This is a genomic window from Ochrobactrum sp. CGA5, assembly GCF_006345815.1.
Lineage (GTDB): Bacteria > Pseudomonadota > Alphaproteobacteria > Rhizobiales > Rhizobiaceae > Brucella.
The window spans coordinates 267,312-282,380 of the sequence record NZ_VCIG01000001.1 but is presented as its reverse complement, the minus strand read 5'-3'; the positions used below and the strand labels follow the sequence as shown (position 1 = coordinate 282,380).

The following is a 15,069-nucleotide window of genomic DNA, read 5'->3' as shown; positions in this document are numbered from 1 at the left end:
ACCGTAGACTTTAAAGTTCCCGCATCACGGGGAAAAGAGGGCGAGAGAACAATCACAATAATAGTAATATTTAATTATATACTTATATAAGCTATTTACGAATAACACATGTCGGTTGAATACACAAATATTTTATGATCAATATTGTTTTCTAAGTCACTGCATACGAGTATATGGCTCCAGCTCGTTAATTTCAGAGAGAATCTTTTTATGAAAAACTATCGCGTCATCGGTCTTGCATTCACTCTTACGGCCATTTCCAGTGTTTCGTCCTTTGCCGCCCCTCTTCCCGGCGGTGCGAGCACCCTTCAGGAGACCTATCAGGACTGGACCGTTTCCTGTCAGAACCAGAAGGAAACAAGCCTCTGTGTTATGCGGCAGGACCAAAGCAGCACGCAGACCGGCCAGCGCGTACTCACCGCCGAATTGCACAATGTCAGCGGCGGCAAGGTAGAGGGCGTGTTGCTGATGCCGTTCGGCCTCGATCTGGCAAAAGGCGCATCACTTAAGATCGATGAAGTCACGGGACCAAATCTGGCTTTTTCCACCTGCCTGCCACAAGGTTGTCTGGCACCGGTAAGCTTTGAAGCAAAGCAGGTCGCTGCACTCAAGGCCGGCACAAATATCAACGTCACGACGACGGCTTTGAGCCCAAGCCAGCCCGTTGCCTTCAAGGTTTCCCTGAAAGGCTTCGGCGCAGCTCTTGATCGTATCATCGCGCTGACGAAGTAAGTTTCGGGATAACCAATCCAAGAGCCATACGCCGGGACGGGCGTATGGCTTTTTTGTTAGGCCGGATGCGCCGAGACGTGGGCAAGATGCCCGCGCCACCGCAATGTCATTAACACCGCGACTATGCCGAGACCGGCTGCGAGACCGAGCCAGATTCCTACCCCGCCGAGTTCGAACTTGAATGCGAGCAAAGCGCCCAGCGGGAGCCCCACTCCCCAATAGCCGAACAACGCTAGAAACATTGGTATGCGCGTGTCACGCAAGCCGCGCAGCATGCCCGCAGCAACGGCTTGCGCGCCGTCAACGATCTGAAAGAGCGCTGCCAGCGCAAGGAAAGTCACAGCCAGTTCCATCACCGCCAAGTTCTGCGGATCGTGCAGATCGAGGAATACGCCGATAAACAGGCGGGGGACGAGGACCATAAGTAGCCCCATCACAGCCATGAAGCCAACTCCGAGTATATAGGCACTCCAACCCGCATAGGCAATTGCCTTGGGATGGCCCGCACCATAGGCCCTTCCTACGCGTACCGTTGCAACCTGTCCGAAGCCGAGCGGCACCATGAAGCTGAGCGATGCAATCTGGATCGCCACCGCATGCGCCGCCATCGCCGTCGGTCCGATTCGGCCCATCATGACAACGGCAGCATAGAAGATGGACGTTTCGAACACGAATGTCAGCGCCATAGGAATCCCGATGCGCCACAGCTCAAGAAGACGTGCCCAATCGGGACGCCAGAACCGGCCGAACAGGTGATAGCGACGGAAACGGCGATGACGCAGCGTGATGAATGCCAGTCCGAGGAACATCATCGTGCTTGACGCTGTGGTGGCAATACCGGCGCCGTGCAACTCCATGCGCGGAAAGCCGAAGTGACCAAAAATCAACGTCCAGCCGGCAAGTGCATTGAAGCCAATGGCAAGTGCTGCGATCAACAGAGTCCACATGGGCTTTTCCATGGCTGCAAAGAATGAGCGCAGGACGATGTAACCGAGATAAGGCAGCAGCGCCCATTGTAGGGTGTGCATGAAATCGGTTGAACGGGCAGCAATATCCGGGCGCTGGCCAAGAAACAGGAAAATTTCCTCGCAGTGCCACAGCACGATCCAGACCGGGATCGCGATCATGATTGCGGTCCAGAAACCCTGACGCACGGTGCGGCGCACATCGCGCACCGAATGACGGTTCTTGCCGAGCGCGATGGCGATCATTGGCATCACAGCCGAAACAAGCCCCATCGAGAAAATCATCAACGTATGATAGAAGCTCGTCGCCAGCAGGGCCGAGGCGAGCGTGTCCGCACCAAGACGGCCAATGAAAATGACGTCTGTCGCGGTCAATGCCGCCTGCGAAAGGTTAGTGAAGATCAGCGGCCAGCCAAGTGTCAGTGCCGCAGCTATCTCCCTGCCCCAACGCTGCATGCCGGATTCATGGGGTCGCAAACCCACATCAACTGTCCTGTCCATAGTCCGCTCCCCGCAGCATCCGGGGCCGTTATTCCGCCGGATGTTCCATTTTGACTGAGGCCACGCCTCGGAACATCAGAGACCATGTCAATCTGAGCGGAGGCGCGGAAATACGAAGATCGACCGTCCCATGCCGGCTAAGGGTGCTTATCGCCCGTAAAGCGAATACACCCCAACTTTTCGGGTCGCTCAGTTTCTATTGGGAACGTTTTGTATGTTCCAGAAACTGATCCGGAGCCAAGCGGGCTGCGCATCGATTTGCACAAAATAAGAGCATCATGGATATCAGACTTGCTCAAAGAAGCAACACATCATGAAATGGATTTTTCAACTCCTGACACTGCGAGGAATGAAATCCTCATTCTGACGCGAAAGCGCAATTGCCCGTCCAAGAATGGATTGACGCTTGCGGTCTAACCGATAGGAATGATTGCATTAATTGCAGGAGACATCATGCGCAGCACCAAGATCATCCATATTGTCGGCTGTCATGCGGAGGGCGAAGTCGGCGATGTCATCGTCGGCGGGGTGGCTCCGCCTCCAGGTGAAACCGTGTGGGAACAATCGCGTTTCATCGCCAGCGACGAGACCTTGCGCAATTTCGTACTGAACGAGCCCCGTGGCGGCGTGTTCCGCCATGTCAATCTGCTGGTGCCACCGAAAGATCCGCGCGCGCAGATGGGTTTCATCATCATGGAGCCCGCCGATACGCCGCCCATGTCCGGCTCCAATTCAATATGTGTCTCGACCGTACTGCTCGACAGCGGCATCATCCCGATGCAGGAACCAGTGACGCGCATGGTGCTGGAAGCCCCTGGCGGGATCATTGAAGTGGAAGCCGAATGCCGCAACGGCAAGGCCGAGCGCATCAGCGTGCGCAACGTACCGTCTTTCGCGGATCGTCTGGATGCATCATTGGAAGTCGAAGGCTTCGGCACGATCACCGTCGATACGGCTTATGGCGGCGACAGCTTCGTCATTGTGGATGCGGCGCAGATTGGAATGAAGATCGAGCCGGGTCAGGCGCGCGAGCTGGCCGAGATTGGTGTGAAAATTACAAAGGCCGCCAACGAGCAGCTTGGCTTCCGCCATCCTGAAAAAGACTGGAACCATATTTCCTTTTGCCAGATCACCGAGCCTGTTTGGCGGGAGGGTGATGTACTGACGGGCGTAAACACCGTTGCCATTCGCCCGGCCAAACTCGACAGATCTCCGACTGGCACCGGCTGCTCGGCGCGCATGGCTGTGCTGCACGCAAAAGGCCAGATGAAGGTTGGAGAAAAATTTATCGGAAAATCTGTGCTGGGAACAGAGTTTCACTGCCGATTGGACAAAGCTCTGGAACTCGGTGGCAAACCTGCAATCAGCCCGATCATTTCGGGTCGAGCATGGGTGACGGGAACCTCGCAGCTCATGCTCGATCCGAGCGATCCGTTTCCGCATGGCTACCGTCTCTCGGACACCTGGCCCCGGAACGAATGATATTCAGGCGCCGGCGACCTGCAAATGACGCTTCTAACCCTAGAGTGGTTCCGGTTTAACATACCGCCATTTCTATGCTCCCCTCGATCCTTCGAGACGGCCCTGCGGGCCTCCTCAGGATGAGGATCGAGAAAAACCCCGCCGGAGCGGGGTTTTTCGATAGCGCAAAGCTATAAACTCACGCGAAATCCAGCGCGCGGTCGCCGTTCTCATCCTTGATGCGGGATGGCAGGCCGATCTGGTTCAGGATGTGCAGGAAAGGCTTTGGGTTCAGCTCTTCCACATTGACCATCTTCTTCACGTCCCATTCGCCTGAAGCGATCAGGATAGCGGCTGCAACCGGCGGAACGCCAGCAGTATAGGAGATGCCCTGCGAACCCACTTCGTTGTAAGCGTCCTTGTGGTCGGCAACGTTGTAGATAAAGACTTCCTTCTCCTTGCCGTCCCTGGTGCCCTTGACGAAATCGCCAATGCAGGTCTTGCCGGTGTAATCTGGAGCCAGTGACGATGGATCAGGCAAAACAGCCTTGACCACCTTGAGCGGAACGACTTCCAGCCCTTCAGCCGTCTTGACCGGCTGTTCGGACAGGAGCCCTAGATTGTTCAACACCGTGAAGACATTGATGTAGTGATCGCCAAAGCCCATCCAGAAGCGCACATCAGCATTCGGGTAGTTCTTGGACAACGAATGCACTTCATCATGGCCGGTCATGTAAGCCTTGCTCGGGCCGACGACAGGCAGATCGAATGTCTGACCGACCTCGAACATCTTGTTCGACTGCCACTGGCCATTCTGCCATGAATAGACCGTGCCGGTGAACTCACGGAAATTGATTTCCGGGTCGAAATTGGTCGAGAACCAGCGGCCATGCGAACCGGCATTGATGTCAACGATATCGATGGATTTAACTTCATCGAGATAATCATCGGCAGCCAGACGCGCATAGGCATTGACCACACCCGGATCGAAGCCAATGCCGAGAATGGCGGTGATGCCCTTCTCTTCGCATTCCTTGAGATGCTTCCATTCGTAGTTACCATACCACGGCGGGGTCTCGCAGATCTTCTTCGGATCTTCGTGGATCGCGGTGTCCATATAAGCCACGCCCGTATCTATACAGGCGCGAAGGACCGACATATTGAGGAAGGCCGAGCCGACATTGATGATGATCTGAACGCCCGTCTTCTGGATCAAAGCCTTGGTAGCTTCAACATCCATTGCGTCCAGCGCATGCGCTTCCAGTTTAACCTCGGTCTTGAGGCTCTTCTTTTCATGCACGCTATCGATAATCTTGCGGCATTTCTCAACCGTGCGGGACGCAATATGGATATCGCCCAATATGTCAGAGTTTTGTGCACATTTATGTGCAACAACCTGTGCCACGCCCCCGGCGCCGATAATGAGAACGTTCTTCTTCATTTTCTGTCGATGCTTCCTCTTCCAGCGGTTCCCCGCCATCTGTTTAACGTCCCGATTGCCTTCTCATTCGGAACCTGTGAGTTCGTTGCGGTTTGAAATCGCAACAGGATCTTTACGAAAGCGACCCTTCAAAATCCGCGTAATCAAATTCGCGGACAACTCTGAGCGTGCCGTCGAGTTCACGCACGGCAATGGCTGGCATTTCCACGCCATTAAACCAGTTCTTCTTGACCATTGTATAACCGGCGGCATCTTCAAATGAGAGGCGGTCACCTATAGCCAGCGGCTTGTCGAAAGTGAATTCACCGAAAATATCGCCAGCAAGGCAGGACTTTCCGCATATCATATAGCTATGCGCGCCATCGTTCGGTGCCATCTTCGCCTTCTCACGATAGATCAGCAGATCGAGCATATGCGCTTCAATCGAGCTGTCGACGATAGCAAGGTTCTTGCCGTTATAAAGCGTATCAAGAACCGTCACTTCCAGCGTCGTAGTCTTGGTGATTGAGGCTTCGCCGGGCTCCAGATAAACCTGTACCCCAAACTTGTCCGAGAAGGCCTTCAACCGCGCGCAGAAATCATCGACCGGATAATCATCGCCGGTGAAATGAATGCCGCCGCCAAGGCTGACCCATTCAACGCGATGCAGAAGCGAACCGAATTTTTCTTCGATATCGGTCAGCATTTTGTCGAAAAGACCAAAGTCGGAGTTTTCGCAATTGTTATGGATCATGAAGCCAGTCACGCGGTCCATGACCTTTTCAACCTTCGACACGTCCCATTCGCCAAGGCGGCTGAACGGACGCGCTGGATCGGCGAGGTCGAAGCTCGAAGATGAGACACCCGGATTGAGGCGCAGGCCACGCTTGATATGCGCTGCCTTGTCTGCAAAGCGCTCCAACTGGCTGATCGAATTGAAGATGATCTTGTCGGCATGACTGATCACTTCGTCGATCTCATTATCAGCATAAGCCACGCTATAGGCATGGGTTTCGCCGCCAAATCTTTCATGGCCAAGACGCACTTCATTGAGCGAAGACGAGGTGGTGCCGTCCATATATTCGCCCATCAGATCAAATACTGACCACGTAGCAAAGCACTTCAGCGCCAGCAGTGCCTTGGCGCCGGATTTCTCGCGCACATAGGCAACCTTTTCCATGTTGCGTTTCAGCTTGGTCTTGTCGATCAGATAGTAAGGCGTCTGGATCATGGTCGTTCCGGGTCGTCCAAAGGGGAAAGCTGGCCTCGCCAGCAAGGCTGGTTTGCCAAGTTGAGGAAACAGATAGGCAGTTTCCCAAATTATTCGAAGGCTTATAGGAAGCTTGTGACAGAAACACAAATCCGCCACAGCACTATCGGGAAAAATTTCCCCACAAGCTATCGCGGATCAGTCCCCACTTTCTGTGGGTGTGTTTCATATAGAGCTTTCTACCGGAATTTGAACCCCTCCCTCTCGCTCGCCCTGCCGCTTTCATTGAAAGTCTTTGCCCTGATGGAAGGCTTCTGGCCGACAAGGCAGCTTGCTACATTTCTGCCGTAGCATCAATTTAATTAAACAAGCATTTGCTTGACAAATTATAGTGGCAAGCGTAGCCATCTATTCATGTTCGCAGCGACCTCATTCCGACGTTCGTCTGCGCAATAAAGATCGAAGGAAATCAAATGCAGGATCAGAAGCCGACCGCCGGCTGGGGAGACCTGTTCGCAGGTAGAAACGCCATCGTATCGCTGACGCTCGTGGGCGGCGTGGCACTTCATGCCATCAATGTATTCATCGCTACAACCATTCTGCCAACAGTTGTCGCAGACATTGGCGGCATGGACTATTATGCTTGGAATACAGCACTGTTCGTGACAGCATCCATTCTCGGCTCGGCGCTCGTACCGCGCCTGCTGTCCCGCGCAGGCCCGCGCAGCGCCTATCTGGTTGCGGCAATTATCTTCGCTGCCGGCACCCTGACTTGCGGCCTGGCTCCATCCATGCCTGTCATGCTGGCAGGGCGTGCCATTCAGGGGCTTGGCGGCGGCATGATGCTCGCTCTTTCCTATTCCATGATCCGCATCGTTTTCGATGAAGCGCTGTGGCCACGCGCCATTGGTCTCGTTTCAGGCATGTGGGGTGTGGCGACACTTGTCGGCCCGGCGATTGGCGGCATTTTTGCGGAGCTTGGCATTTGGCGTGCCGCCTTCTGGTCGCTTGCACCGGTGATTGCTGTATTCGCCATGATGGCTATGACTGTCCTGCCGCGCGAATCCGGTTCCGCCGCCAGCAACGATCGGCTTGCCTGGCCGCAGCTCATTCTTTTGACCGCCGCGGTCCTCGCAGTTTCCGCCGGAAGCATTTCGTCGGAGCTGGCATTGAATGCAGGTGGCGTTGCGCTTGCGATTGTCTTGCTGCTTCTCCTGGCGGCCGTTGAAAAGAAAGCTGGCCGACGTATTCTCCCGAAGGGCTCGTTCAGCATCCAGAAACTCGGCGCCCTTTATCTGACGCTCGCCTTACTCAGCGCATCCGTCACCAGTTCCGAGGTCTTCGTGCCGCTGTTCTTTCAGGTGCTGCACAACCAGTCACCGCTTGCTGCCGGCTATCTGGCAGCGATCATGGGCGGGAGCTGGACGCTTGGTTCCATCGGGTCATCAGGGATTGCCGTCGGGCGCACCGACCGGATCATTCTGGCTGCTCCCGTCATGGGCGTAGCAGGCATGGTAACGCTGGCCGTTCTCATTCCAGCCGGCAGCGAAGGCCACTGGTACGATCTGCTGCCGATCTGCATCGCGCTGGCGGTCATCGGTTTCGGCGTCGGCCTGACATGGCCGCACCTGCTGACCCGCATTTTCAAGCGCGCCGACGCAGAGGATCAAAATCTGGCTTCGGCATCCGTGACCATGGTGCAGCTTTTCACGACCGCCCTTGGTGCCGCACTTGCCGGAATGGTTGCCAATATGGCTGGCCTCACCGATCCGGGCGGCTTTATCGGCACCGCACATGCAGCGCTTTGGCTCTTCTCCGGTTTTGCCATTCTGTCTGCGTTGGCGTTCGCGTCGGCACTGGCTCTGGTCCACAGCGCGAGACAACCGCATCCGGCACGGTGCTGAAAGGATGATCAAGTGGTCGGCGCAATAACGTAGGCACAGCGCCGCGCACCGGCCAGAATATGTTCGGTGCGGTTTACAGAAACATCAGGACCCAGCACAGCCCTGAACACCTGAAGTTCCGACCTGCAAAAGCCCTGACAGGCATCCGCAGCGGCGCAGATAGGACAGTGATTTTCTATGAGCAACCAGGAACCGTCTTCCTGCTTTTCAGCGTCGGCCATATAGCCTTCGGCGGAACGGATTTCGGCAAGTTCCTTCACACGATGATCGAGGGACAAATCTTTCAAGCGCGCCTGATACTGACGGCGCATCTCGGTCTCGCGATGGTCGATCAGCGTGTCAAGCGCATCCTCACCAAGAATGGTTCTCACCGAATGAAGAAGCTGAACGGTCAGATCGGCATGCGTATCGGGAAAACGTTTATTGCCGGCTTCTGTAACATCCCAGAACAAAGAGGGGCGACCAACGCCCTGCGACACAGAATGCGAGGAAACAAGTCCCTCCTCCGCAAGACGCGCGAGCTGTTGCCGAACTGCCTCGCCGGTAATGCCCAAATGTTCCCCAATGGTCGCAGCGGTCTGCGCTCCCCGCATCTTCAGCGAAAGCATGATCTTGCCCGCGGGAGAACGTGCCCCCAACTCATTGGTATTTAGAAAATCATTCCTTGACATATGCACTGTTTTCTATTTAAAGAAGAATTATCTTGTTAAATAGACGATCAGGCTTCTCGAAGCAATATAATTCTGAATCTTCAATATTCAAACCGGCTTTTGCCAAGCCAGAGTCGACACCGGAAACGATCCTCAGGATACTGAACGGTGATTATGCTCAAGCGATCAGGAGTTTTAAAATGAGCTTCACTTTACCATCACTTCCCTTTGCGACCAACGCGCTCGAAGGCGTCGGAATGGGTACGGAAACGCTTGAGCTGCACCACGGCAAGCACCATCAGGCCTATGTGACGGCACTCAACGGCTTCGTTGAAAAAAATGATGCACTCAAGGGAAAGTCGCTTGAAGAAATCGTGCTGTTTGCCAAGGACAAGGCTGATCTGGCTCCCGTGTTCAATAATGCCGGTCAGCATTGGAACCACGATCTGTTCTGGCAGAACCTGTCGCCAAATGGCGGGCGCCTGCCGGGCGCGCTGGAAAAGAAGATCGTTGAGGATTTCGGCAGCGTCGACCAGTTCAAAGAAGCTTTCAAGACAGCGGCCGTCGGCCAGTTCGGCTCGGGCTGGGCATGGCTGGTTCTGGCCGATGACGGCAAGTTGAAGGTCACCAAGACGCCGAATGGCTCCAACCCACTGGCAACCGGAGAAGGCAAAGCGCTATTAGGGCTTGATGTATGGGAGCATAGCTATTATCTCGATTTCCGTAATCGTCGGCCTGACTATGTAACGAATTTCCTCGACAAGCTGGCCAATTACGAATTCGCGGAAGCCACCCTCAAGGCAGCATAACGCGCTTAACTTGATCGCGATCAAGGCATTTTGCCTGCGGCCGAGGCAGTCTCAACGGAGCTGCATGACTGTGGGCAAAATGCAGCAATGACCGCTAATAACCGAACCAGACAACCCAATTCCCTGGGCGCCGTCCTCCCAAGCGGTGCATGAGCAAAACAGAGACAGTTCCGAAAATGAGCAGCAACTTCAATCAGGAAACCGTCACCAATATCCATCACTGGACCGACACGCTGTTTTCCTTCCGCACGACGCGCGACCCCGGTTTTCGCTTCCAAAGCGGCCAGTTCATCATGATGGGGCTGGAAGTGAACGGCAAGCCGCTCACACGCGCCTATTCGATCGCATCGAGCCTTTATGAAGACGGTCTGGAATTCTTCTCGATCAAGGTGCCAAACGGTCCACTGACTTCAAAGCTCCAGCATTTGAAGGTTGGCGACCAGATCATCCTTTCAAAAAAACCGGTCGGCACGCTGCTCTACGATAATCTGAAGCCGGGGAAAAATCTCTGGTTGCTTTCGACTGGTACCGGCCTCGCACCATTCCTTTCGATTATCCGCGATCTGGAAGCCTATGAACGTTTTGAGAAGATCATTCTCGTACATGGCGTGCGTCAGGTGGCAGAACTCGCTTATACGGATTTCATTTCCAACGAACTACCGCAGGATGAATTCCTCGGCGAAATGGTCAGGAACCAGCTCATCTACTATCCTACCGTCACGCGTGAGCCCTACAAAAATCGAGGTCGACTGACCGACCTCATTCGGTCGGGTCAGCTCTTTACCGATGTCGGCCTGCCGGAGTTCAACCATGACGACGACCGCATGATGCTCTGCGGCAGCCCGGAAATGCTGGCTGAAACCAAGCAGATTCTGGAAGAACGCGGTTTTAAAGAAGGCAGCCAGAGCGAAGCTGGACATTACGTCATCGAAAAGGCGTTCGTTGAAAAATAGATTTCGCAGCCATCCAGACGAAAAAGGGAGGCAATCGCCTCCCTTTTTATTTTATCTCTTCAAAATCGAGTCCGATGTCGAGATTGGAGGCGCTGTGCGTGGTCCAGCCGACAGAAATCAGATCGACACCGCTGTTAGCGACTGCCGCAACAGTTTCCGGTGTAATGCCGCCTGAGGCTTCAGAAATAGCGCGGCCGTCGATGATCGAAACGGCCTTGCGCAACTGCGCAGGCGACATATTGTCGAGCAGGACCGCGTCCACTCCGGTTTCCATGGCCTCGCCAAGCTGCTCTAGGGTATCGACTTCCACCTCGATCTTGACCATGTGACCGGCCCCCGCCTTGGCACGCTCAATGGCCTCGCGCACACTGCCAGCAACCGCGATATGGTTGTCCTTGATAAGCACCGCGTCATAAAGCGCAAAACGGTGATTCATCCCGCCACCCGCCCTGACCGCATATTTTTGCAACGCACGCAGTCCGGGCATGGTTTTGCGCGTGCAGACAATGGAGGCTTTGGTGCCCGCGACCGCCTTGACCAGATTGGCAGTCGCCGAAGCAATGCCGGAGAGGTGACCGAGGAAATTGAGCGCGGTTCGCTCCCCCGCCAGGATCGAGCGGGAGGAGCCGGAAACGCGGGCAACATCTGCCCCTTTTTCCAGAAACTGACCATCCCGCGCCAGACGCGAGAATGTGACATACGGATCGACCAGACGAAACGCCATTTCAGCAGCATCCAGCCCGGCGATGACGCCCGGCTGGCGCAGACTGAACAGCATGGCCGAACGGTGATCCTCCGGCACCACCGCGTTGCTGGTAATATCACCAGCAAGCCCCAGATCTTCCAGAAGTGCAGCGCGCACCAGTGGTTCGACGACAAGCGGAGACAGGCGCGGCAGGTTCATCATGCAGTCCTCGAAACTCGTTGGAAAAAACTTTGGGACAAATATCCCGGAGCGGTTATGCCGCGAGCGAGCGCGAACGCCGTCTCGAATGTGTAGAAGCGGCGCTTCGCCAGCTTATCCGTTTGCAGATAGTCGGTGCGAGTATGGCCGCCGCGCGACTCGCGCCGCTCAAATGCCGCAACCGCAGCAACCAGCGCCACGGCTGCGGCGTCGTCGGTCTCCGCGAAGGGAAGAAGGGTGCTGATCGCAGAACGCAAGCCTTCTTCATCACGCAGCAGGCCAAGGTGACTGGAAACGACACGCCGCACGGGTTCAGGATCGGTATGATGCGGCAGGCTAACCCGTAAGGTATGCCGAACGTCGATGAGTTCCTCCTCCATAATGGCACGTGCAGCGCGCAGACTCATTGCAGCGGCTTCGAGCAGTGAATTGCTGGCGAGCCGGTTCGCGCCGTGCAGGCCGGTGCAGGCAGCTTCACCCACCGCCCAAAGACCCGGCAAGCTGCTGCGTCCGTCAGCGTCGGTCCTAATTCCGCCCATGTGATAATGCGTGGCGGGTTTGATTGGGATAAGATCGCTGGACGGATCAATGCCATGTAGTTTGCAAAGGCCATCAATCCCCGGAAAACGGGTGGCAAAACGTGCCCCCAGAGCTGCCCGCGCATCGAGAAAAACTTTTCGGCCTTGCGCGATCTCGCTGCCAATAGCGCGCGCAACCACATCGCGAGGAGCTAATTCGCGTCCAGGAATATCAGCCATGAATTGCTCGCCGCGATCATTGACGAGAATAGCCCCCTCGCCGCGCACCGCCTCGCTGACCAATGGCAGACGCGGCGCTGAGACGGCCAGCGCGGTTGGATGGAATTGCACGAATTCCATATCAGCAAGCACCGCGCCTGCGCGACCTGCCAGGGCGGCACCCTGCCCTAGATTGCCAAGCGGCGTGGTTGTTGTTTTATAAAGTCCGCCGATCCCGCCCGTCGCCAGCACCACGGTGCGTGCAGCAACCGGGCCGACATTTTCAAGGTGGGCCCCGACAATACGGCCATCCTGCCGAATGAGTCGAAAAGCGCGGGTATTTTCCATGACGGTGATCGAAGGCGTCGCCAGAGCTTTCGCGGTCAAAGCGCGCATGATGCCCGCCCCTGTCGCATCGCCATCCACATGCACAATGCGATGGCGGCTGTGGGCAGCTTCAAGGCCCAATGAAAAAGAACCGTCGGTCTTACGGTCGAAATGCACGCCAAATGCTTCCAGTGCCGCAACGACTTGTGCGCCTGCACCGATAATTTCCTCCGCGGCAGCCGTATCGCAAAGCCCATCGCCAGCAGCAAGCGTATCGGCCAGATGTAGCGCCGCACTGTCATTCACGCCAACACTTGCGGCAATGCCGCCTTGCGCCAGCGCACTGGAACCGGACAGGCCGAGACTTCCTGCCGTCACCAGCAGGACCGGTTGCGGCGACAGCGTCAGGGCCGTCATCAGCCCGGCAAGGCCACTGCCGATGACGAGGATCTGAGACGTATTCATACGGTCAGCATCCGTTCGACGGCACGCCGGGCAGGCTCCATCAAAGCTGCATCGACGGTTACCTCATGGCGGTTGTTTTCCAGTGCATCACGGATATTGGCGAGTGTGATCCGCTTCATATGCGGACATAGATTGCACGGGCGGATGAACTCGACGTCGGGGTGATCGACGGCGACATTGTCGCTCATCGAGCATTCGGTCAAAAGCACGACGCGCTGCGGCTTCTTTTCGCCGACATAGTCGGACATGACCGCCGTGGAACCGGCGAAATCGGCGGCTTCCACTACGTCCGGCGGGCATTCGGGATGCGCCAGAACCACGACGCCGGGGTGGCTTTCGCGCAATTCGCGAATATCGTTAGGCGTGAACCGCTCATGCACCTCGCAATGGCCATGCCAGGCAAGAATCTCGACATCAGTTTCGCGCGCCACGTTCTGTGCCAGAAACTCGTCAGGGATCATCAGCACGCGCGGCACACCGAGTGACTCGACCACCTTCTTGGCATTACCCGAGGTGCAGCAAATATCCGACGCCGCCTTCACGGCAGCCGATGTATTGACATAGGTGACAATCGGCACGCCGGGATGCGCCTCGCGCAGCAGCGCCACATCTTCCGGCGTGATGCTGTCGGCCAGCGAACAGCCCGCCCCCATATCCGGAATCAGCACCGTCTTGCCGGGATTGAGCAGCTTGGCGGTTTCGGCCATGAAATGCACGCCCGCCAGCACGATCACATCGGCATCGACTTCCGCCGCCTTGCGCGCCAGCGCCAGACTGTCGCCGACAATATCCGCCACGCAGTGGAAGATTTCCGGCGTCTGGTAATTATGCGCAAGGATGACCGCATTGCGCTTTTTCTTCAGTTCAAGGATCGCCGCAACATCGTCTTCGAAGCCCAGCCATTCCGCCTTGGGCAGCACCTTGGCCACGCGGTCATAGAGTTTCGAAACGGAAACATGATCGTTCATGTGCGAGCCCCCATTTATACTCATTGTGAGCATTTTATGGAGATGAACTTATACTCGATTCGAGCATATTGTCAATCGCGAGAGATTGGCAGCTTGGCTCCGGCCAAATGGCGCTCGGAAAGGGCGCGTTCCTCGACAATCGAATAGCGGAAACGGAACAGTTTCGCCGGGCGACCGCCGGTTTCGCTGTCGCTTTCGCCGGTTTCCTCGACCAGATCCTGCTGCTCGATCAGGCGGCGGAAATTCTGCTTGTGCAGACGCAGGCCCGCCAACGCCTCGACGGTGCGCTGCAATTGTAGAAGCGTGAAGCTTTCCGGCATCAACTCAAACACAACCGGACGATATTTGATCTTGGCGCGCAGCCGTGCAATCGCCGTGGCAAGGATGCGCCGATGATCGGCAAACATGGAGCGGCCGTTCTCCTCTTCCTTCATCCCGGCTTCCGCCACCAGACCAGCTTCGTAAAGAAGCTCGTAGCGCTGAAGGACGAGGTCTTCATTCCAGCGTCCAACCCAAACCCCACTTTCAAAGCCGAAGGTGAAGGCGATGCGCCGCATGCGTTGCGCGGTTAGCTCGGGCGTTTCAGCCCGATAGGCCCACACAAGGAGCGCATTGTTGAGATGCTCCATGATCGCAGGTTCGCCCTGCCGGTGATCTTCCCACGGCAGATAATCATACCAGCCGCGCCAGCCCGCCTGCCCTGCCGCCGCATCGCTTTCGCGCACAAGGCCGAGATAGCTGATCGAGATGATGCGTTCGCCCTGCGCATGACGGTCACGGTCGGCAAAAGTGTAAAGCTGCTCCAGATAACCGACCGGATGGGCGGTTTCCGACTGCACCCAGGCGCGCAAACCCGATTGCAGCGAACGATGCTCGCTTTCGAACGGGCCGGACGGTAAAGCCTGCCCCTGCCGCACGGTCATGACGCGCGGCTGTTCGCTGGTCACGGCGGCCAGCACGGCAATCAGTTCGGTATGGGCAATATCGTCGGTCACGGCAACTCCGGAAAACAGTTCCGACATTGAACGCGATTGACGAATAATTACAAGGCACTACCGTCATA

Annotated in this window: 13 protein-coding genes; 5 read left to right on the top strand and 8 right to left on the bottom strand. The window is 56.1% G+C overall.

Annotation, left to right across the window (positions count from 1 at the left end; genetic code table 11):
* The first annotated feature begins 210 nt into the window (after positions 1-210).
* Positions 211-732, top strand: a complete 522-nt coding sequence (locus tag FJQ48_RS01285; protein ID WP_139973408.1) for an invasion associated locus B family protein — start codon at positions 211-213, stop codon at positions 730-732.
* A 56-nt stretch (positions 733-788) separates the two neighbouring features.
* Here FJQ48_RS01285 and FJQ48_RS01280 read toward each other — a convergent pair whose 3' ends face one another.
* Positions 789-2,198, bottom strand: coding sequence for an MATE family efflux transporter (locus tag FJQ48_RS01280; RefSeq protein ID WP_139973407.1), 1,410 nt, complete (start codon positions 2,196-2,198; stop codon positions 789-791).
* Between the two features lie 453 nt (positions 2,199-2,651).
* On the opposite strand from FJQ48_RS01280, the gene FJQ48_RS01270 reads away from it, so the two are divergent.
* Positions 2,652-3,680, top strand: a complete 1,029-nt coding sequence (locus FJQ48_RS01270; protein WP_139973405.1) for a 4-hydroxyproline epimerase — start codon at positions 2,652-2,654, stop codon at positions 3,678-3,680.
* A 178-nt stretch (positions 3,681-3,858) separates the two neighbouring features.
* Here FJQ48_RS01270 and FJQ48_RS01265 read toward each other — a convergent pair whose 3' ends face one another.
* Both FJQ48_RS01265 and nspC read right to left on the bottom strand, forming a co-directional pair.
* The gene (locus FJQ48_RS01265; protein WP_139973404.1) at positions 3,859-5,100 is read right to left on the bottom strand and encodes a saccharopine dehydrogenase family protein; all 1,242 of its coding nucleotides are present in this window, start codon (positions 5,098-5,100) and stop codon (positions 3,859-3,861) included.
* Positions 5,101-5,212: 112 nt separating this feature from the next.
* A complete protein-coding gene (nspC, locus tag FJQ48_RS01260; protein WP_139973403.1) occupies positions 5,213-6,310 on the bottom strand; it encodes a carboxynorspermidine decarboxylase in 1,098 nt (365 codons plus the stop codon).
* Positions 6,311-6,762: 452 nt separating this feature from the next.
* Between nspC and FJQ48_RS01255 the strand changes: the two genes are divergently transcribed.
* Positions 6,763-8,193 (top strand): MFS transporter, encoded by a 1,431-nt coding sequence (locus FJQ48_RS01255; protein ID WP_139973402.1) that lies wholly within the window; start codon positions 6,763-6,765, stop codon positions 8,191-8,193.
* A gap of 8 nt (positions 8,194-8,201) precedes the next feature.
* Here the strand turns inward: FJQ48_RS01255 and FJQ48_RS01250 are convergent, their stop codons facing one another.
* Positions 8,202-8,801 (bottom strand): metalloregulator ArsR/SmtB family transcription factor, encoded by a 600-nt coding sequence (locus FJQ48_RS01250; protein ID WP_139973401.1) that lies wholly within the window; start codon positions 8,799-8,801, stop codon positions 8,202-8,204.
* 242 nt (positions 8,802-9,043) lie between these two features.
* On the opposite strand from FJQ48_RS01250, the gene FJQ48_RS01245 reads away from it, so the two are divergent.
* Positions 9,044-9,652: a superoxide dismutase gene (locus FJQ48_RS01245; RefSeq protein ID WP_139973400.1), complete on the top strand. Its 609-nt coding sequence runs from the start codon at positions 9,044-9,046 to the stop codon at positions 9,650-9,652.
* Between the two features lie 176 nt (positions 9,653-9,828).
* Positions 9,829-10,605, top strand: coding sequence for a ferredoxin--NADP reductase (locus FJQ48_RS01240; protein ID WP_139973399.1), 777 nt, complete (start codon positions 9,829-9,831; stop codon positions 10,603-10,605).
* A 46-nt stretch (positions 10,606-10,651) separates the two neighbouring features.
* Here FJQ48_RS01240 and nadC read toward each other — a convergent pair whose 3' ends face one another.
* The 4 genes from nadC to FJQ48_RS01220 form a co-directional block, all read right to left on the bottom strand.
* Positions 10,652-11,509, bottom strand: coding sequence for a carboxylating nicotinate-nucleotide diphosphorylase (gene nadC, locus FJQ48_RS01235; RefSeq protein ID WP_139973588.1), 858 nt, complete (start codon positions 11,507-11,509; stop codon positions 10,652-10,654).
* On the bottom strand, positions 11,509-13,038 hold the full coding sequence (locus FJQ48_RS01230; RefSeq protein WP_139973398.1) for an L-aspartate oxidase: 1,530 nt from the start codon (positions 13,036-13,038) through the stop codon (positions 11,509-11,511). The genes nadC and FJQ48_RS01230 overlap by 1 nt, the downstream gene beginning before the upstream one ends.
* Complete coding sequence (nadA, locus tag FJQ48_RS01225) at positions 13,035-14,006, bottom strand: quinolinate synthase NadA (protein WP_139973397.1); 972 nt, start codon at positions 14,004-14,006, stop codon at positions 13,035-13,037. The genes FJQ48_RS01230 and nadA overlap by 4 nt, the downstream gene beginning before the upstream one ends.
* A gap of 71 nt (positions 14,007-14,077) precedes the next feature.
* A complete protein-coding gene (locus tag FJQ48_RS01220; protein WP_139973396.1) occupies positions 14,078-15,028 on the bottom strand; it encodes a hypothetical protein in 951 nt (316 codons plus the stop codon).
* Between the last annotated feature and the right edge of the window lie 41 nt (positions 15,029-15,069).

Bases quoted from the DNA above. Each gene is read 5' to 3' on its own strand.
- FJQ48_RS01285 (WP_139973408.1), top strand. From the start codon at position 211: ATGAAAAACTATCGCGTCATCGGTCTTGCATTCACTCTTACGGCCATT.
- FJQ48_RS01280 (WP_139973407.1), bottom strand. From the start codon at position 2,198: ATGGACAGGACAGTTGATGTGGGTTTGCGACCCCATGAATCCGGCATG.
- FJQ48_RS01270 (WP_139973405.1), top strand. From the start codon at position 2,652: ATGCGCAGCACCAAGATCATCCATATTGTCGGCTGTCATGCGGAGGGC.
- FJQ48_RS01265 (WP_139973404.1), bottom strand. From the start codon at position 5,100: ATGAAGAAGAACGTTCTCATTATCGGCGCCGGGGGCGTGGCACAGGTT.
- nspC (WP_139973403.1), bottom strand. From the start codon at position 6,310: ATGATCCAGACGCCTTACTATCTGATCGACAAGACCAAGCTGAAACGC.
- FJQ48_RS01255 (WP_139973402.1), top strand. From the start codon at position 6,763: ATGCAGGATCAGAAGCCGACCGCCGGCTGGGGAGACCTGTTCGCAGGT.
- FJQ48_RS01250 (WP_139973401.1), bottom strand. From the start codon at position 8,801: ATGCTTTCGCTGAAGATGCGGGGAGCGCAGACCGCTGCGACCATTGGG.
- FJQ48_RS01245 (WP_139973400.1), top strand. From the start codon at position 9,044: ATGAGCTTCACTTTACCATCACTTCCCTTTGCGACCAACGCGCTCGAA.
- FJQ48_RS01240 (WP_139973399.1), top strand. From the start codon at position 9,829: ATGAGCAGCAACTTCAATCAGGAAACCGTCACCAATATCCATCACTGG.
- nadC (WP_139973588.1), bottom strand. From the start codon at position 11,509: ATGAACCTGCCGCGCCTGTCTCCGCTTGTCGTCGAACCACTGGTGCGC.
- FJQ48_RS01230 (WP_139973398.1), bottom strand. From the start codon at position 13,038: ATGAATACGTCTCAGATCCTCGTCATCGGCAGTGGCCTTGCCGGGCTG.
- nadA (WP_139973397.1), bottom strand. From the start codon at position 14,006: ATGAACGATCATGTTTCCGTTTCGAAACTCTATGACCGCGTGGCCAAG.
- FJQ48_RS01220 (WP_139973396.1), bottom strand. From the start codon at position 15,028: ATGTCGGAACTGTTTTCCGGAGTTGCCGTGACCGACGATATTGCCCAT.